Origin of the sequence: Paraclostridium sp. MRS3W1 (assembly GCF_032465715.1) — a bacterium.
In the GTDB taxonomy this organism is placed as follows: domain Bacteria; phylum Bacillota; class Clostridia; order Peptostreptococcales; family Peptostreptococcaceae; genus Paraclostridium; species Paraclostridium dentum.
The window spans coordinates 1-17,131 of sequence record NZ_JAWDJM010000148.1 but is presented as its reverse complement, the minus strand read 5'-3'; the positions used below and the strand labels follow the sequence as shown (position 1 = coordinate 17,131).

Annotated in this window: 17 protein-coding genes; 16 read left to right on the top strand and 1 reads right to left on the bottom strand. The window is 28.6% G+C overall.

Features of this window, described 5'->3' with window-relative positions; all coding sequences use genetic code 11:
- The first annotated feature begins 177 nt into the window (after positions 1 to 177).
- The 9 genes from RWY47_RS11805 to RWY47_RS11765 all read left to right on the top strand — a co-directional run bounded on the left by RWY47_RS11805 (position 178) and on the right by RWY47_RS11765 (position 8,435).
- Positions 178 to 360, top strand: coding sequence for a hypothetical protein (locus tag RWY47_RS11805; protein ID WP_168930999.1), 183 nt, complete (start codon positions 178 to 180; stop codon positions 358 to 360).
- Positions 361 to 383: 23 nt separating this feature from the next.
- Positions 384 to 545, top strand: a complete 162-nt coding sequence (locus tag RWY47_RS11800; protein ID WP_021431304.1) for a hypothetical protein — start codon at positions 384 to 386, stop codon at positions 543 to 545.
- 243 nt (positions 546 to 788) lie between these two features.
- A complete protein-coding gene (locus tag RWY47_RS11795; RefSeq protein ID WP_150842830.1) occupies positions 789 to 2,138 on the top strand; it encodes a uracil-xanthine permease family protein in 1,350 nt (449 codons plus the stop codon).
- Between the two features lie 86 nt (positions 2,139 to 2,224).
- Positions 2,225 to 3,460, top strand: a complete 1,236-nt coding sequence (locus RWY47_RS11790) for a cation:proton antiporter (RefSeq protein WP_150842829.1) — start codon at positions 2,225 to 2,227, stop codon at positions 3,458 to 3,460.
- A gap of 174 nt (positions 3,461 to 3,634) precedes the next feature.
- Entirely contained in the window at positions 3,635 to 4,426 is a 792-nt protein-coding gene (locus RWY47_RS11785; RefSeq protein WP_150885265.1) for an FAD binding domain-containing protein, read from the top strand.
- Complete coding sequence (locus RWY47_RS11780; RefSeq protein WP_021431424.1) at positions 4,420 to 4,869, top strand: (2Fe-2S)-binding protein; 450 nt, start codon at positions 4,420 to 4,422, stop codon at positions 4,867 to 4,869. Before RWY47_RS11785 ends, RWY47_RS11780 begins: the two co-directional genes overlap by 7 nt.
- Positions 4,870 to 4,872: 3 nt before the next feature.
- Entirely contained in the window at positions 4,873 to 7,137 is a 2,265-nt protein-coding gene (locus RWY47_RS11775; RefSeq protein WP_150843431.1) for a xanthine dehydrogenase family protein molybdopterin-binding subunit, read from the top strand.
- Between the two features lie 119 nt (positions 7,138 to 7,256).
- Entirely contained in the window at positions 7,257 to 8,063 is an 807-nt protein-coding gene (locus RWY47_RS11770; protein ID WP_150842828.1) for an aminoglycoside N(3)-acetyltransferase, read from the top strand.
- 78 nt (positions 8,064 to 8,141) lie between these two features.
- The gene (locus tag RWY47_RS11765) at positions 8,142 to 8,435 is read left to right on the top strand and encodes a hypothetical protein (protein WP_021431421.1); all 294 of its coding nucleotides are present in this window, start codon (positions 8,142 to 8,144) and stop codon (positions 8,433 to 8,435) included.
- A gap of 56 nt (positions 8,436 to 8,491) precedes the next feature.
- Here the strand turns inward: RWY47_RS11765 and RWY47_RS11760 are convergent, their stop codons facing one another.
- Positions 8,492 to 9,337 carry a sulfurtransferase gene (locus RWY47_RS11760; protein ID WP_025162986.1) on the bottom strand — a complete coding sequence of 282 codons (846 nt, stop codon included), beginning with the start codon at positions 9,335 to 9,337 and terminating at the stop codon, positions 8,492 to 8,494.
- Between the two features lie 245 nt (positions 9,338 to 9,582).
- On the opposite strand from RWY47_RS11760, the gene RWY47_RS11755 reads away from it, so the two are divergent.
- The 7 genes from RWY47_RS11755 to RWY47_RS11725 all read left to right on the top strand — a co-directional run bounded on the left by RWY47_RS11755 (position 9,583) and on the right by RWY47_RS11725 (position 16,974).
- On the top strand, positions 9,583 to 10,776 hold the full coding sequence (locus RWY47_RS11755) for a pyridoxal phosphate-dependent aminotransferase (protein ID WP_021431419.1): 1,194 nt from the start codon (positions 9,583 to 9,585) through the stop codon (positions 10,774 to 10,776).
- Positions 10,777 to 10,917: 141 nt separating this feature from the next.
- Positions 10,918 to 11,577: a transmembrane-type terpene cyclase gene (locus tag RWY47_RS11750; protein ID WP_150842827.1), complete on the top strand. Its 660-nt coding sequence runs from the start codon at positions 10,918 to 10,920 to the stop codon at positions 11,575 to 11,577.
- Between the two features lie 97 nt (positions 11,578 to 11,674).
- Complete coding sequence (locus tag RWY47_RS11745; protein WP_224170271.1) at positions 11,675 to 12,841, top strand: MalY/PatB family protein; 1,167 nt, start codon at positions 11,675 to 11,677, stop codon at positions 12,839 to 12,841.
- A 14-nt stretch (positions 12,842 to 12,855) separates the two neighbouring features.
- Positions 12,856 to 13,566 carry a selenium cofactor biosynthesis protein YqeC gene (gene yqeC, locus RWY47_RS11740; RefSeq protein WP_224170272.1) on the top strand — a complete coding sequence of 237 codons (711 nt, stop codon included), beginning with the start codon at positions 12,856 to 12,858 and terminating at the stop codon, positions 13,564 to 13,566.
- Position 13,567: 1 nt separating this feature from the next.
- Positions 13,568 to 14,143 (top strand): molybdenum cofactor cytidylyltransferase, encoded by a 576-nt coding sequence (gene mocA, locus RWY47_RS11735; protein ID WP_150842825.1) that lies wholly within the window; start codon positions 13,568 to 13,570, stop codon positions 14,141 to 14,143.
- A gap of 10 nt (positions 14,144 to 14,153) precedes the next feature.
- A complete protein-coding gene (locus RWY47_RS11730) occupies positions 14,154 to 15,170 on the top strand; it encodes a molybdopterin-binding protein (RefSeq protein ID WP_150842824.1) in 1,017 nt (338 codons plus the stop codon).
- A gap of 175 nt (positions 15,171 to 15,345) precedes the next feature.
- Positions 15,346 to 16,974 carry an ABC-F family ATP-binding cassette domain-containing protein gene (locus RWY47_RS11725; protein WP_025162992.1) on the top strand — a complete coding sequence of 543 codons (1,629 nt, stop codon included), beginning with the start codon at positions 15,346 to 15,348 and terminating at the stop codon, positions 16,972 to 16,974.
- The last annotated feature ends 157 nt before the right edge of the window (positions 16,975 to 17,131 follow it).

Sequence of the window (17,131 nt, the reverse complement as noted above, 5' to 3'; positions counted from 1 at the left end):
CTTATGAAACTTAGTTATATCAATATTGTATATTTATAGCTTAAAAAAGTTTTATGAGTAACTGACGAAGTTGTGACGACGCAATCTAAGTAAATTTTTTATAGAAAAAATTATAAGTTTAAAATAAATGCTATATGGACATTCTAGTATTAAACGATATTAAAGGAAGGTAATATTATGTCTAATAAAAAAAATATTAATAAAGATAAAAACAATCTAGATAACAATAAAGAAATAAAAGACTTATTAAAAGAAAATGATAATAAAGAGGAAATTGCTGAAGAAATTTCTCAAAATAAAAAAATAGCAGATATATTAGGGAATAGATTAGCAAATAAAAATTTTTTCCCTCCATGCTAAAATAATCTTAAGGAGTGAAGCATATGACTGAAAATAGATTTAAAAATGGACAATATGAAAATGCTTTACAATACACAAAAGAGATATTAAATACAAGTTTATCTATGAATGACATAATAAGTAAGAACAATACAAGTGATGAAAAACATGAAAAAGATAAGGATCATAAAGATAATAATAAATAATAAAAAAGCTTATGTATTATAAAATACATAAGCTTTTTTATTATTTATTACCAAATTTTAAAGCTAGAAATTATAATAATTATTTTATAGTTAGAAATGCGTACTATTTTTTAAAAAAAATAATAAAAATTCGGATTTTAGGTTGATAAAACTTTCGAATCTGATATAATCAAAATATAAACACGAATATTAAATCGGATTTGGATTATAATATACCGAATATTAAGGGGGAGAAAATTTTTTATGAATGAAAAAAATTCAGTAATTTATCAGTTAAATGGAAGGCCTAAACTTAAAGAGGCTATACCATTAGGACTTCAACATGTACTTGCGATGTTTGTAGGAAATGTTACTCCGTTAATTATTATTTCAGGAGCATTAGGACTAAGCCTTGATGATAAAACTATGTTAGTTCAATGTGCAATGTTGGTGTCTGGATTAGTAACATTAGTTCAGTGTTATAAGTTAGGGCCATTTGGAGCTAAGCTACCTATAGTTATGGGAACAAGTTTTGGATTTGTTTCTGTTGCAACAGCAGTAGGGGCTAAATACGGATATGAAGGTGTTTTAGGAGCATGTTTAGCTGGTAGTTTAATTGAAATTGTATTTGGTACATATATAAGTAAAATAAGAAAGTTTTTCCCTCCGGTAGTTACAGGGACTGTAGTTTTAGCAATTGGGATTTCACTACTTCCAACAGGTATTAATTACTTTGCAGGTGGAATAGGGGCAAGTGATTTTGGATCATTATCAAATTTATTATTAGGAAGTATAGTATTAGTAACTGTTTTATTTTGCAAACAATACACTAAAGGAATAACTAGTATAGCTTCGATTTTAATAGGACTTATAGTAGGATATATAGTAGCTATACCGATGGGCAAAATAGATTTTTCTCAAATTTCAAGCATGGCACTTATTTCTATTCCGATGCCATTCCAATTTGGATTTAAATTCCACATAGATGCAATATTTGCATTTGTATGCATGTTTATAGTTTCTGGAGTTGAAACTGTTGGGGATATAACTGCTATTACACATTCAGGTGTAGGGCGTGATGCTACAGATGAGGAAATATCAGGTGGAGTTATGGCAGATGGATTTGGAAGTGTTATAGCAGCATTATTTAACTCAATGCCAACTACTTCATTTGGACAAAACGTAGGTCTTATAGCTATGACTAAAGTTATAAATAGAAATGTAGTTGGAATAGGGGCTGGATTTTTAATATTGGCAGCAATTTTCCCTAAATTTGGAGCATTAATATCTTTAATGCCAGCTAGTGTATTAGGAGGAGCTAGTGTAATGATGTTTGCAATGATTGCAGTAAGTGGAATAAAACTTATAACATCAGAACCTTTAAATAATAGAAATAGTACAATAGTTGCAGTTGCATTAGGACTTGGCGTAGGATTAACATTAGTTCCAGGTGTTTTATCTCAAATGCCAGAGCCTATACAATTAATATTTGGGGATTCAGGACTTATAGTAGTTGCTATAATAGCTATATTCCTAAATATGGTGTTACCACAAGAAAAATCCGAGGTAAACAATAAAATAGAAGTTGCTAATTCGAGTACACAAGCTTCATAAATATAGATTAGTAAAATTAAAACAAGTGAACCTCCTAAAAATTATTTCATATTATTTAATTAGAAATAAATTTTAGGAGGTTTTTTATGGAAACATCAATTCACACAATAGCTAGTAATAATTTACTAATACTATTTGCTATAGTTGCTATAACAGGGATATTATGTAGTAAGTTAAGTGAGAGAATAAATATTCCTGATGTTGTATTATTTTTGATTGCTGGGATAATTATTGGACCATCATTTTTTAAGTTTATTGATATAAGTTCATATCAAATTGAAAATCAATTAATTTTAACTTTTGGATCAGCATTTATACTTTACTTAGGTGGAAAAGAGATAAGTTTGAGAGTTTTAAAAAATGTTAAAGTTACGGTATTACTATTATCAACATTAGGTGTTTTAGTGTCAGCATTTATAATGAAACAAATAATTGGATTATCATTTGAAATAAGTTCAATTTCAGCATTACTTGCAGGTGCTATAATAGCATCTACAGATCCTGCAACATTAGTGCCTATTTTTAATAGTGTAAAAATTAAAGATAAGGTAAAACAAACTGTAATAAGTGAGTCGGCATTTAACGATGCAACAGGAGCTATTTTAACTTCAGCAGTAATTACTATAATTTTATCAGGTAAATTTTCGTTTCAAGAAAATATTTATAATTTAAGCATAATGATTATTCTTGGAGTGATAGTGGGTGTAATTACTGGAATTTTACTATTGAAATTAATAAGTGATAAGCCTTATGGAGTATTAAGGGAATTTGCACCTATAGTATCTGTTTTATCAGTTATAATTTCCTATGAAGTAGCTACTAAATTAGGTGGCAGTGGATATATGGCATGTTTCATAGTAGGAATTATAAATGGAAATAAGAAAAATTTTAAAATTTGGTTAACTCAAAGGTCATATGATACTGATTTAAATGTTGTAGAAACTTTAGGAACAGTATGTAGAATGATGATATTTATAATTTTAGGAAGCCAAGTTAATTTACATGTTTTAATGAAATATTTATTACCGTCATTACTTGTTGTTGTAGGACTTATTTTTATAGCAAGACCAATAAGTGTACTTATATGCACAATATTTGATAAAAAAGCTAAATGGTCTAGAAATGAAATTCTTTTTATGATGTGGGTAAGAGAAACGGGAGTAATTCCAGCTGCTCTTTGCGGTATAATTACAACTATGAAAATACCTGGTTATGAAATTATTTCATCAATTGTATTTATGACAATACTTATAACTTTGATAATTCAGGGAAGTACAACTAAATATATAGCTGGAAAATTAGGATTATTAGAAGAAGAATAACATATAATTTACTATTAGGTTAATTTAGGTATAAAAATTAAAATGGATTTTTATACCTAAATTTAAGGAATAATTAAATTATTTTAATAAAAGTAAAACAATAAAGTGTGATATAATTAAAAAAATTATATAGATTAATAAAATAACTTGCATAATTAAAGAGGGAGGAACAGTATGTTTACACTTACTGATATAGTACAGCCAAACACATTAGAAGAAGCATACTCAATATTGACTAAGAGGAAAAATAATCAAATTCTTGGAGGTACAGCATTTCTAAGAATGGGGAAAAAAAGAATAGGTACAGGAATTGAACTTTCCAACCTTAATTTAGATTATATAAAAGAAGATGACAATTTTATAGAAATTGGAGCTATGACGACTTTAAGAAGTTTAGAAACTAGCGATATTATAAAAAATAATTTTAAAATATTAACTGATTCAGTTAGAGATATAATAGGGGTTCAATTTAGAAATGTAGTTACAGTTGGAGGTAGCGTATTTTCAAAATATGGATTTTCTGATTTAATAGTAGCGCTTCTTTGTTTAGATACAGAAGTAGAAACATTTAAAGGTGGAAGAATAAGTTTAGATGAGTTTTTAAATAAGAATTATGAAAAAGACATATTAACTAAAATATATATAAATAAAAATAATAAAAATGCAGTTTATAAGTCTATGAGAAATGCTAAAAGTGATTATCCAATACTAAATGTATCTGTATCTAAATTAGATAATGAATTTAAGATATGTATAGGCGCAAGACCTCAAAGAGCAAAAGTAGCTATAGAAGCTAGTCAATTTTTATCTAATAATCAATTAAATGATGAAAATATAGAAAAAGCTATAGATTTAATAAAAAATGATATTGAATTTGGAACAAATATGAGAGCATCTAAAGAATATAGAGAACAAATAAGTAAAGTATTAGTCAAAAGAGCAATCATGGAGGTTACAAAATGTTAGTAGAACTTAATGTAAATGGTAAAAAGAGAAAAGTTGATATAGAGCCAGAAGAATATTTAGTAGATAGCTTAAGAAAATTAGGTAATTTAAGTGTTAAAAGAGGGTGCGACACAGGATGTTGTGGGCTTTGCTCTGTATGGATAAATAAGAGACCTACATTATCATGTGCAACTTTAACAGTTAGAGCATTAAATAAAGAAATTACAACTATAGAAGGCTTAGAAAAAGAAGCTAGTGAATTTGCAAAAATATTAGTTAGCGAAGGTGCGGAACAATGTGGATTCTGCTCTCCTGGATTTATAATGACAGTTATAGCTATGAAAGAAGAATTAAGTAATCCTACAGAAGAGGAGATAATACACTATCTAACTGGTAATTTATGCAGATGTACAGGATACATGGGACAATTAAGAGCAATCAAAAGTTATCTGGGGGTAAAATAAATGATGAAAATAGTTGGAAAAGGAATACATAAAATAGATGGAATGTCTATAGCTACAGGTAAGCCTGTATATACTGATGATTTAGCAGCAAAAGATGCACTAGTTGTTAAAATTTTAAGAAGTCCTCATGCTTATGCAAAGATAAAAAATATTGATACGTCTAGGGCTTTAATGGTTGATGGTGTAGAGTGTGTATTAACTTATAAAGATGTACCTAACAATAGATTTACACTAGCTGGACAATCATACCCAGAACCATCACCATATGATAGATTGATACTTGAAGATACAGTTAGATATGTTGGCGATGAAGTAGCTATAATTGCAGCTATAGATGAAAAAACTGCAGTAAAAGCTATGAAAATGATAAAAGTTGAATATGAAGTTTTAAATCCTATAATAGATATGGAAGATGCAATTGACAATGAAATGTTAGTCCATGATGAAGACAGACACTGCAATTTTGACATAGGGATGGAAAGAGAAAGAAATATAGTATCAAAACATTTGTATGAAAAGGGAAATATAGAAGAAGAACTTGAAAAGTGTGATGTTGTAATCGAAGAAACATATTATACACAAGCTCAAGCTCATGCAATGATGGAAACTTATAGAGCATACAACTACTTAGACCATACAGGTAGATTAGTTGTAGTAAGTTCTACACAAATTCCATTTCATGTAAGAAGACACTTATCAAGAGCACTAAATATACCTTCAAGTAAAATAAGAGTTATAAAGCCTAGAATAGGCGGAGGATTTGGAGGAAAACAAACTGCATGCGTTGAAATATTCTCTGCAATTGTAACTTTAAAAACAGGAAAACCTGCAAAAATAATTTATGATAGAAAAGAAACATTTAACTGTTCTACAAGTAGACATGCAATGAAACTAGATGTAAAGATTGGATCAACAAAAGACGGAATAATAAAAGTTATAGATATAGATGCTTTATCTGATACGGGAGCATATGGAGAACATGCTTCAACAACTTTTGGGTTAGTAGGAGAAAAAACTATGCCTATGTACAATAAGCTTACAGCATCTAGATTCAAAGGAAATGTAGTATATACAAATAAAATGCCAGCTGGAGCGCTTAGAGGGTATGGGGCTACACAAGGGTGTTTTGCAGTAGAATCAACTATAAACATGTTAGCACATAAATTAAATATGGATCCTACAGAAATAAGACTTAAAAATATAGTAAAAGAAGGCGAAACTAGCTTTGCTTATGATAAAACTTTAAATAGTGTAGATTTAGTAAAATGCATAAATAAAGGTAAAGAACTTATAAAATGGGATGAAAAATATCCTTCGAAAAAATTAGCAAATGGAAAAGTTAGAAGTGTTGGAATGGGACTTACTATGCAAGGATCAGGTATAGCAGGTATTGATACAGCTAGTGTGGAAATAAAATTAAATGATGATGGCAATTACACATTAATGGTAGGGTCTACAGATATGGGAACTGGAAGTGACACTATTTTAGCACAAATGGCATGTGAAATATTAGAAACTACAATGGATAAAATTAATGTTATATCAGCTGATACTGATGTAGTACCATATGATCCGGGATCTTATGCATCATCTACAACTTATGTCACAGGAATGGCTGTTGTTAAAGCTTCTAACATACTTCGTGACAAGATAATAGATATAGGGGCTAAGAGACTTGGAATAGACAAAGAATATACTGAATTTGACGGTGAGTATGTATATAGTGAGCACAATAGAATATCAGTATTTGATATAGCGGTTGATTTTACAGTTGGACCAGAAAAAGAACAGTTAGTAGGCTATGCATCTCATGGTAGCGAAGTATCACCTCCTCCATTTATAGCTGGGTTTGTTGAAACAGAGATGGATTTAGAAACAGGTAAATATGAAGTTATTGATTATGTTGCTGTTGTAGATTGTGGTACTGTTATAAATAAAAACTTAGCAAAGATACAGGTTGAAGGTGGTATAGTTCAAGGTATAGGAATGGCTATGTTTGAAGAAGTTAGACATACAGATGACGGACATATGGATACAAATACATTTATGCAATACAAAATACCTGCTAGATGTGATGTCGGAAATGTCATTGTAGATTTTGTAGAAACTAATGAACCAACAGGGCCATTTGGAGCGAAATCAGTAGGAGAAGTTGTTATAAACACACCACTACCGGCTATACAAGAATCTGTATATAATGCTTGTGGAGTTAGAGTTAATACGCTTCCTATAACACCTGAGAAGGTATTTATGGAAATGAATAAATAAAAGTTAGGATAATTATCCTAACTTTTTTTATTGGTTATATAAAATTAACTATATATTAAAAGGTTTGAAATTATTTTTATCGAATTTATAATAAATTGAAAAATTAAATGAGGGATATTATGAGTAATGAAGAGAATATAATTAAATCAAGTTTAAAAATTAATACAAAAACAAGTTTACTTAAAGATCTAAAAGCTATGGGAGTTAAAGAAGGTATGACAATTATAGTACACTCATCGCTAAGTTCGATTGGATGGGTTTGTGGAGGTCCTATATCTGTTATAGATGCTCTTTTAGAGGCTGTAGGAGAAAATGGCAATATAGTTATGCCTAGTCATACTGGAGACTATTCTGACCCAATATATTGGTGTAATCCACCTGTTCCTGAAAGTTGGCATGAAATTATAAAAAATGAAATGCCTGCTTTTAATAAATTAACAACTCCATGTAGAGGAATGGGAATAATAGCACAAACTTTTATAAGTTATGAAGGCGTAACAAGAAGTAATCATCCACAAGTTTCATTTAGTGCTTATGGAAAAGATAAAGAATTTATAACAAATAACCATAGTTTAGAATATGGATTATCAGAAAAATCACCATTAGCTAGGATTTACGATTTAGACGGATATGTTCTTCTATTAGGTGTACCTTATGAAAATAATACATCGTTTCATTTAAGTGAGTATAGAAGTAATTGCAGAGAAACATTTATATCAGGAGCACCTATACTAGAAAATGGAATGAGAGTATGGAGAGAATTCGAAGATTTAGAAGTAGATTCTGATTGTTTTGGATATATTGGAGAAGTCTTTGAAAATAATCACAAGGTTATAAACTATAAAATAGGAAATGCAAATTGTAAATTGATGTCTCAGAGAGAATGTGTAGATTTTGCTACGAAATTTTTATCTAAATCTAAATAATTAAAATATGCAATATTAAGAAAATTGTGTTAATGATGTGCTATAATAGTATTATCAATAAGAAAATGGGGGATATGTATGAAAAATTTAGACTTAAGCAAACTAAGTTTAGTAACAGATTTTAATTTAGTTAATAGCTTAATAGCTATGACGCAAGTATACAAAGATATAGAGCCTGAAGATATACCAAGAATAGAGGAGTACATACAAAGTAAATTTACGGATCAAGAGTTGCTTGAAATTGGGATGGAGATAGTTAAAAATAAGGAAAATAAAATGAGTTTTGATGAAATAAAAGTTATAGCAGAAAAAAGATTAAATGAATACATGGATAAAAAAGAAGCTGAAAGAGAACTTGTTAAAAATGTATAAATAAAAATAAAAAAGGATGATTTCAATAAAACTTGAAACATCCTTTTTTATTTTTATTATTGAACTGTAGTATTTACATCATTATCATCATAGCTTACCCAATCACTAAAACTTCCAGAGTAAACTTTATGCTTTATTCCGCTTTCGCTAAGTGCTAAACTGTTAGGACAAGCAGTTATACCAGATCCGCAATAAACTATAACCTCGTCAAATTCATTTAACTTTTCAAAGTGTTTTTTTAAATCTTCTACAGATTTTATATTTACGCTATCACCATTTTTTTCTAATATATCCATCCAAAAATAATTCATAGCACTAGGAATATGACCAGCTTTTCTATCTACAGGTTCAAATTCACCTAGGTATCTTTTATGTTCTCTAGAGTCAATTATAGCAACCCCGTCTTTATATAATCTTTCTTTTACATAGTTCATATCAACTCTCATTGAATCATCTACATTAACTACAAACTCTCCATTTTTAGAAACTGTAGGAACTTCATTATTAGTATCTCCACCAATTTCAATGAATGCATTTATTCCACCGTTTAAAACATATACCTTATCATGACCTAGATACTTTAAAGTCCACCATAGTCTAGATGGACCAGCTAAATCTCCTTCATCATAGCAAACAACTACTGAATTATTATTTATACCTAAGTTTTCAAAAGTGCTTTTTAATTTGTCTACAGTAGGAAGTGGATGTCTACCTCCATGTTCTTGAACTTTACTAGATAATTCAGTTTCTATATCAATTCTAACTGCACCTTTTATATGATTTTTTTCATAACTTTTTTTACCATATTCTTTATCCATTAAGTCAAATCTACAATCGACAATAACTAGATTTTCATTATTTAAATTTTCTTTTAACCATTTAGCATTAACTAAGTTTGTCATAAACACCCTCCAAAATATTAAAATTTATGTAATTGTTTTCACAACTTATGTAAATAATATATACTTAGATTGAGTAATTTTCAATAGTTTATGAAATTTACTTAAAATACAGAAAATAATAACTTTTTAATATCTGAAAAAAACGTTTAACTAATTTGTTTTAATATGTTAGAATATGGGTAAAGAAGAAATATTGTATACCACATACATCAATATAATTAAAGGGACAATTAGGAGGCAAAAATATGAAATTTTCTTCAAGAATAAAATCAGTAGAAGCTTCAACTATAATGGAGCTATTAACTTATGCAGCACAAGCTAAAAAACAAGGGAAAAAAGTATATCATTTAAATATAGGACAACCAGACATTAAAACTCCGGAAAACTTTTTCGAGGCAATAGCTAACAACAAAGAAGAAGTTTTAGAGTACGCTTTATCAGAAGGTTTACATGAACTTAGAGAAGCAATACAAAAATACTACAGAGAATACGATATAAACTTTGATTTAGAAGATATATTAATATTAAACGGTGGTAGTGAAGCTTTATTCTTTACAATGTTAACTATATGTAATGAAGGGGACAATATATTAGTACCTGAACCATTCTATTCAAACTATAATAGTTTTGCAAATGCAGTTGGAGTTGAAATAAAGCCAATAACTACTTTTGCTGAAAACGGATTCCACTTACCTTCTAAAGAGGAAATCGTATCTAAGATAGATGGAAATACTCGTGCTATATTATTCTCAAATCCAGGAAACCCAAGTGGAGTAGTTTATACTAAAGAAGAAATAGACATGATATCTGATATAGCTAAAGAACATGAGTTATGGATAATAGCAGATGAAGTTTATAGAGAGTTTGTATATGAGGGAGACTACACTAGTTTAGGAAATGTTAAAGAAGTAGAAGATAGAGTTATAATAGTAGACAGTGTATCTAAAAGATATAGTGCATGTGGATCTAGAATAGGTTCTTTAGCTTCTAAAAACAAAGAATTTATGGGTGAAATATTAAAACTTTGTCAAGCTAGATTATCAGTTCCTACATTAGAGCAAATTGGAGCAGTAGAACTTTACAAAACTCCAAATTCTTACTTAACAGAAGTAAATGAAGAGTACAGAGAAAGAAGAGATGTTTTATACAATGAACTTGTAAAAGTTCCTGGTGTTATATGTAAAAAGCCAACAGGAGCATTCTATATAGTAGCTAAGTTACCAGTTAAGAGTGCTGATGATTTTGTTAAATGGATGCTAAGCGATTTTGAAATCGATGGAGAGACAGTAATGCCTTGTCCTGCTGAAGGATTCTATAAGACTAAAGGTCTTGGAGTTGACGAGATAAGACTTGCTTATATATTAAATAAAGAAGACTTATCAAAAGCAGCTAAGATATTAAAAGAAGGATTAGAAGCTTACCTAAAATTAGATAGATAATAAATAAATGCAAAGAAAAGGCCTATACTAAAAGTATGGGTCTTTTTGATTTTAATAATGATTTATAATTTATTAACTATAGAGAATAGTAATAGTTATATATACAAATTTGTATAATAGATTTAATATAGGGGTGGAAAATTGAAATTTGAATTATGTTTACAAGTTTTGTGTGGAGTATTTTGGAGTATAGCTTATATATTGATAATACATAAAAGCTTTAAAGATAAAACTTATGGAATGCCTTTATTTGCGCTAAGTCTTAATATAGCTTGGGAGTTTACTTTTAGTTTTATATATCCTCCAGGAGATTTACTTTTTGCAAAAATGATATTTTTAACTTGGTTATTACTTGATTTAATAATATTATATACTTTTTTCAAATATGGATATAAATCTAGGAAATATATAGGTATTATAAGTAAAAAATCACTATACATTTTTACTGTGTTTATTTTAATTTGTTCAATATTATTTATGATTTTATCTGTAAATGATTTTTCTATATTATTTAATAATGATATAACTCAAACATCTGGGTTTATTGCAAATATACAAAACTTAATAATGTCTATACTGTTTGTAAGTATGCTTTTGAATAGAGGAAATACTTCAGGTCAGTCTATCTATATAGCTATATTCAAATGGATGGGAACATTGACTGTTGCTATCTTAAAATTTACTAATATGCTACCATCAATAACTACTGAATTATTTATAATAGCTTTAATTCAATTCTTTGATATACTATACATTTATTTAATCTATAAATTTTCAAAGAGAAAAAATGCTTTAAATTAAGTATAAAATAAGATATAAAGTCTTATGAAACTTGAAAAACTTATAGGATTAATATAAAATTTAAAATATGTAAAATAAAATTCAGGGAGGGATGAGTATGTATAGAGATAGTTTTAATGAGGGAGTAAATAGACTTGGAACAAATGCTGTTAAATATGATAAATACAAAGAAAATTTCAATACAAATGAAGATGATATAATTCCTATGTGGATTGCAGATATGGATTTTAAAACTTGTGATGAAATAACTAAAGCATTACAAAATAAACTATCTACAGGAAATTTAGGATATGATACAGTTAATGGTTATTATGAGTCTGTTGTGAAATGGATGAGAAATAGACATAATGTAGATATAAATGTGGAAGATGTAGTATACACTCCAGGAGTAGTAACTGCTATAAACTTCTTACTTAAAATTTTAATAAAAGAAAATGATAAGGTATTAGTTCAATCTCCTGTTTACCATTCATTTTTTAGAGTATTAAATGAAAATAAATGTGATATAGTTCAAAGTGAATTATTTATAAAAGATAATAGATATGAAATAGATTTTGATGAGTTTGAAAATAAAATATCTACAGGTGTTAAAGTTCTTATATTATGTAACCCTCATAATCCAATCGGAAGAGTATGGACTAAAGAAGAACTAGAAAGAATAGTAGAAATATGTGAAAGTTATAAAGTTTTTATAATAAGTGATGAAATACATTCAGATCTAGTATTTAAAGGATACAAACATACTTCATTGACAACAGTAGCACCTTATTATAAAGATAATATAGTAACTTTAACAGCTCCTAGTAAAACGTTTAACTTAGCTGGGTTATATGTTTCAAATGCTATTATAACTGACGAAAAATTAAGAAGCAGATATAAAGAACTATTCAGTACAACTCCTAATGTTTTAGGTGCGGAGGCTTTAATTGCAGCATATAACAAAGGAGAAACATGGCTTGAAGAGTTGCTTGAATATATAGAAAGTAACTACAATTATGTATTAAAATTTGTAAATGAAAATGTACCTAAAATTAAAGTAATAAAGCAAGAAGGAACATTTTTAACTTGGTTAGACTGTAGAGAATTGGGATTATCGGATGAAGAATTAGAAAGATTTTTCCTTGAAGAGGCTAAATTAGCACTAAGTACTGGAACAGCTTTTGGAAAAGGTGGCAGTGGATTTATGAGAATGAATATAGGGTGCCCGATATCTACTGTTAAAGAAGCTTTAGAAAGATTAAAAAATGCAGTAGATAATATGTAAATTTGGAGGTAAATATGCTAGAACAATTACTAGAGATAAAAGTAAATGACGTTATAACTGTTGTTGGAGCTGGAGGCAAGACCTCTTTGATAACTTATTTAAGCAAACAACTCTCTAGTGAATATAGTGTTTTACTAACTACTACAACAAAAATATATATTCCAAAATCAAGTGACTATAACAATATTATACTAACTGATAAGAGTAATACCTTTATATTAGATAAAGGTATTACTCTTTGTGGTAAATATATAAATGAAGAAAATAAAGTAGTTGGATTAAACTATGAAAAACTAGATGAATTTATAAATAAGTTTGATATAAGTTTGATTGAAGGTGATGGATCAAAAAGAAAAAAGTTAAAGGGATGGAGATATGATGAGCCTTTAGTTCATCCTAAAACAACTAAAAATATTGGTGTTTTAGATATAACTGCATACGATATGTATATAAGCAATAAATATATACATAGATTAGATGAATTTTTAAAAATTTGTGGAGAAGTAGAAAGCAGAATTACTTTAGAAAATCTTAAAAACATAGTTCTAAATAGAAATGGATTATTTAAAAATTCAATTGGAGAAAAAATATTATTTATAAATAAAGTAGATAATGAAAAAAGGGAAGAATTAGCTTATAAGCTTATTAGAATGATAAAAAAAGAAGATGAAAATATAAAAATAATATATGGAAGTTTAATCAAAAACTTTTATAAGGAAGGTTAATATGGTTAGTGCTATAGTAATGGCCTCTGGATTCTCGAGACGAATGGGAAAAAACAAATTATTAATGGATTTCAATGGAAAGACAATAATAGAAAATACATTTGAAGCTTTAAAAAAATGCGACTTTAAAGAAGTTATAGTGGTCAGTCAGTATGAAGAAGTTTTAAAAATTGCAAACAAATATCAATTTAAATTTGTATTAAATGATAATGCGCAGATAGGTCAAAGTGAATCTATAAAGTTAGGAATAAGAAATAGTGGTAAATGTGATGGATATATGTTTTTTGTGGGAGATCAGCCATTAATAAACAATGATGATCTAAAAGAACTTATTAATGAATTTGAAAGAAATAAAGAATATATAGTTATACCAAGATATGATAATAAAACTGGGAACCCAGTTATATTTCCCACATGTTTAAAAAATAATTTATTAAGTTTAAAAAATGATGAAAAAGGTAAAAAAGTTATTAATGAATATGATAAAATAAAGTATGTAAATGTAAGTAAATACACACTTTTAGATGTGGATACAAAATTAGATTATGAAAACTTAAAAAAATTAAAAGGCAACTAGGGGAGGGTATATGAAACAAATAAAAACAGTTGATGCCATAGGACATGTGTTATGTCATGATATAACACAAATAATACCTGGTGAATTTAAGGGAAGAGCATTTAAAAAAGGACATGTAGTAAAAGAAGAAGATATAGAAAAACTTTTATCATTAGGAAAAGATCATCTATATGTATTTGAAACTACTGAAGGTATGGTGCATGAAAATGATGGAGCTATATTCTTAAAAGATTTAACGGCAGGTGAAAATTTAGAATTCAGTGAAATCAAAGAAGGAAAAATAGACTTTATATCTACAGTTGATGGTCTTTTGAAAATAGATATTGAAAGACTATTCAAGCTAAACTGTATTGATGATATAATGATGTCAACTTTACATAATAATTATAAAGTACATAAGGGCCTTAAAGTTGCAGGAACAAGAGTTATACCTTTAATGGTAGAACAAGAGAAGCTAGATAAAGCTAAACTTGTTGTAGGAGACGAAAAATTAATAAAAGTTTTTCCATTTAAGAAAAAGAAAGTAGGAATAGTAACTACAGGTAATGAAGTTTATTACAAGAGAATTGTAGATAAATTTGGACCTATAATGAAAGATAAAATGGATTCTTATGGATGCGAAGTATTAGGACAGATAGTTTGTCCAGATAACACGGAAATGATTAAAGATGCAATAGATAACTTTTTAAATCAAGGTGCAGATATTATACTTTGCACAGGTGGAATGAGTGTAGACCCAGATGACTTAACTCCGGCAGCTATAAAAATGTCTGGAGCTGAGATTGTAACATATGGTTCACCGATACTTCCTGGGGCTATGTTTTTACTAAGTTATAAAAAAGATACAGCGATTCTTGGGATACCAGGGTGCGCTATGTATGCGAAAACTACTGTTTTAGATGTGGTATTACCTAGAATTTTAATAGATGAGAAATTAACAAAAGAAGATATAGCAAGATATGGGCATGGAGGTCTTTGCATGAGCTGCGATATATGTACATATCCTGCTTGTAACTTTGCTAAATAGATATAAAACATAGAAAGGACTCTTAAATAGATACCTTTCTATATTTTTTGTGTAATTTCAACTTATACAGAATAAACTTATTGATTCTATAGAGTTGACTAAGTTACAATTTTGTTATATCATTAGAAGAGTTGTAAAATTTTATAAATTTTAGTAGTAGAAAGGAAATATGCGAATGTTACAAGTTACTAATGTAGGACTTAGATTTGGTGATAAAGAGTTATTCAAAGATGTTAACTTAAAATTCACTAAAGGAAATTGTTACGGGATAATAGGAGCTAATGGTGCAGGAAAATCAACTTTCCTTAAAATATTAGCTGGTGATATAGAAGCAAATACTGGAAATGTATCTATAACTGAAAAAGAAAGAATGTCAGTTCTTAGACAGGACCACTTCAAATACGAAGAAAACACAGTTTTAGATGTTGTTATAATGGGACATGCTAGACTATACGAAATAATGAAAGAAAAAGATGAATTATACATGAAGCCAGACTTCTCAGAAGAAGATGGTATAAAAGCTGCTGAACTTGAAGGTGAGTTTGCTGAACTTGATGGATGGGATGCAGAAACTAATGCAGAAAAATTATTAATGGGTCTTGGTATAACTAAAGATGTTCATTACAAGCAAATGAAGGAATTAACAGGTGGAGATAAAGTTAAGGTATTATTAGCTCAAGCTTTATTTGGTAAGCCAGAAATACTAATAATGGACGAACCTACAAACCACTTAGACTTCCAATCAATAAACTGGTTAAATAACTTCATAATGGATTTAGAAGATTCTATAGTTATAGTTGTATCACATGATAGACACTTCTTAAACCAAATATGTACAAATATAGTTGACGTTGACTTTGGTAAAATACAAATGTATGTTGGTAACTATGACTTCTGGTATGAGTCAAGCCAATTAGCATTACAATTAGCTAAAGATCAAAACAAAAAAGCTGAAGAAAAAATAGCTCAATTAAAAGAGTTCATCGCGAGATTCAGTTCAAATGCTTCTAAAGCTAAGCAAGCAACTTCTAGAAAGAAACAATTAGATAAATTAGAAGTAGAAGATATACAACCATCAAGAAGAAGATATCCTTATGTAGGATTCACTCCTGAAAGAGAAATAGGAAACGAAGTTTTAGAAGTAAACAACTTAACTAAGACTGTAGATGGAGTTAAAGTATTAGACAACGTATCTTTCAGATTAGATAGAGAAGATAAAGTAGCATTCTTAGGAGATGAGATAGCTATAACTACATTATTCAACATAATAATGGGTGAAGATACAGCTGATAGTGGAGACTTCAAATGGGGAGTAACAACTTCTCAAAGTTACCTTCCTAAAAACCACAATAAATACTTTGATGGTGTAGAATACTCATTAGTTGACTGGTTAAGACAATACTCTGAAGAAAAGAGTGAAAGTTTCATAAGAGGATTCTTAGGTAGAATGTTATTCTCTGGAGAAGAAGCTTTAAAAGAAGCTCAAGTTTTATCTGGAGGAGAAAAAGTTAGATGTATGTTATCTAAGCTTATGTTATCTAACGCTAACGTTTTAGTATTAGATGATCCAACTAACCACTTAGACTTAGAGAGTATAACTTCTGTAAACAAAGGTTTAGAAAAATTCTCAGGAGTATTAGTATTTAACTCTCATGACCAAGAGATGATACAAACTCTTGCAAATAGAATAATAGAGATAACTCCTAACGGAATAATGGATAGAAAAACTACTCTTGATGAGTATTTAGATAATAAAGAAATACAAAAGCAATTAAAAGAAATGTACGGAGATGCAAAGAAATAATTGCTAATGATTATTTAAAGGCGCTTAATGTGTATTAAATAACGTTAAAACTTAATAATATAGGTTTTGGAATACCTTTTATATTTGATAAGATGAAGAATGTCAATGTTCTACTTTTTCAAATATAGGAGGTATTTTTTTAGAATTAGTGTAAAAT

Coding starts and splice junctions, on each gene's coding strand:
- RWY47_RS11805 (WP_168930999.1), top strand. CDS start 178: ATGTCTAATAAAAAAAATATTAATAAAGATAAAAACAATCTAGATAAC.
- RWY47_RS11800 (WP_021431304.1), top strand. CDS start 384: ATGACTGAAAATAGATTTAAAAATGGACAATATGAAAATGCTTTACAA.
- RWY47_RS11795 (WP_150842830.1), top strand. CDS start 789: ATGAATGAAAAAAATTCAGTAATTTATCAGTTAAATGGAAGGCCTAAA.
- RWY47_RS11790 (WP_150842829.1), top strand. CDS start 2,225: ATGGAAACATCAATTCACACAATAGCTAGTAATAATTTACTAATACTA.
- RWY47_RS11785 (WP_150885265.1), top strand. CDS start 3,635: ATGTTTACACTTACTGATATAGTACAGCCAAACACATTAGAAGAAGCA.
- RWY47_RS11780 (WP_021431424.1), top strand. CDS start 4,420: ATGTTAGTAGAACTTAATGTAAATGGTAAAAAGAGAAAAGTTGATATA.
- RWY47_RS11775 (WP_150843431.1), top strand. CDS start 4,873: ATGAAAATAGTTGGAAAAGGAATACATAAAATAGATGGAATGTCTATA.
- RWY47_RS11770 (WP_150842828.1), top strand. CDS start 7,257: ATGAGTAATGAAGAGAATATAATTAAATCAAGTTTAAAAATTAATACA.
- RWY47_RS11765 (WP_021431421.1), top strand. CDS start 8,142: ATGAAAAATTTAGACTTAAGCAAACTAAGTTTAGTAACAGATTTTAAT.
- RWY47_RS11760 (WP_025162986.1), bottom strand. CDS start 9,337: ATGACAAACTTAGTTAATGCTAAATGGTTAAAAGAAAATTTAAATAAT.
- RWY47_RS11755 (WP_021431419.1), top strand. CDS start 9,583: ATGAAATTTTCTTCAAGAATAAAATCAGTAGAAGCTTCAACTATAATG.
- RWY47_RS11745 (WP_224170271.1), top strand. CDS start 11,675: ATGTATAGAGATAGTTTTAATGAGGGAGTAAATAGACTTGGAACAAAT.
- yqeC (WP_224170272.1), top strand. CDS start 12,856: ATGCTAGAACAATTACTAGAGATAAAAGTAAATGACGTTATAACTGTT.
- mocA (WP_150842825.1), top strand. CDS start 13,568: ATGGTTAGTGCTATAGTAATGGCCTCTGGATTCTCGAGACGAATGGGA.
- RWY47_RS11730 (WP_150842824.1), top strand. CDS start 14,154: ATGAAACAAATAAAAACAGTTGATGCCATAGGACATGTGTTATGTCAT.
- RWY47_RS11725 (WP_025162992.1), top strand. CDS start 15,346: ATGTTACAAGTTACTAATGTAGGACTTAGATTTGGTGATAAAGAGTTA.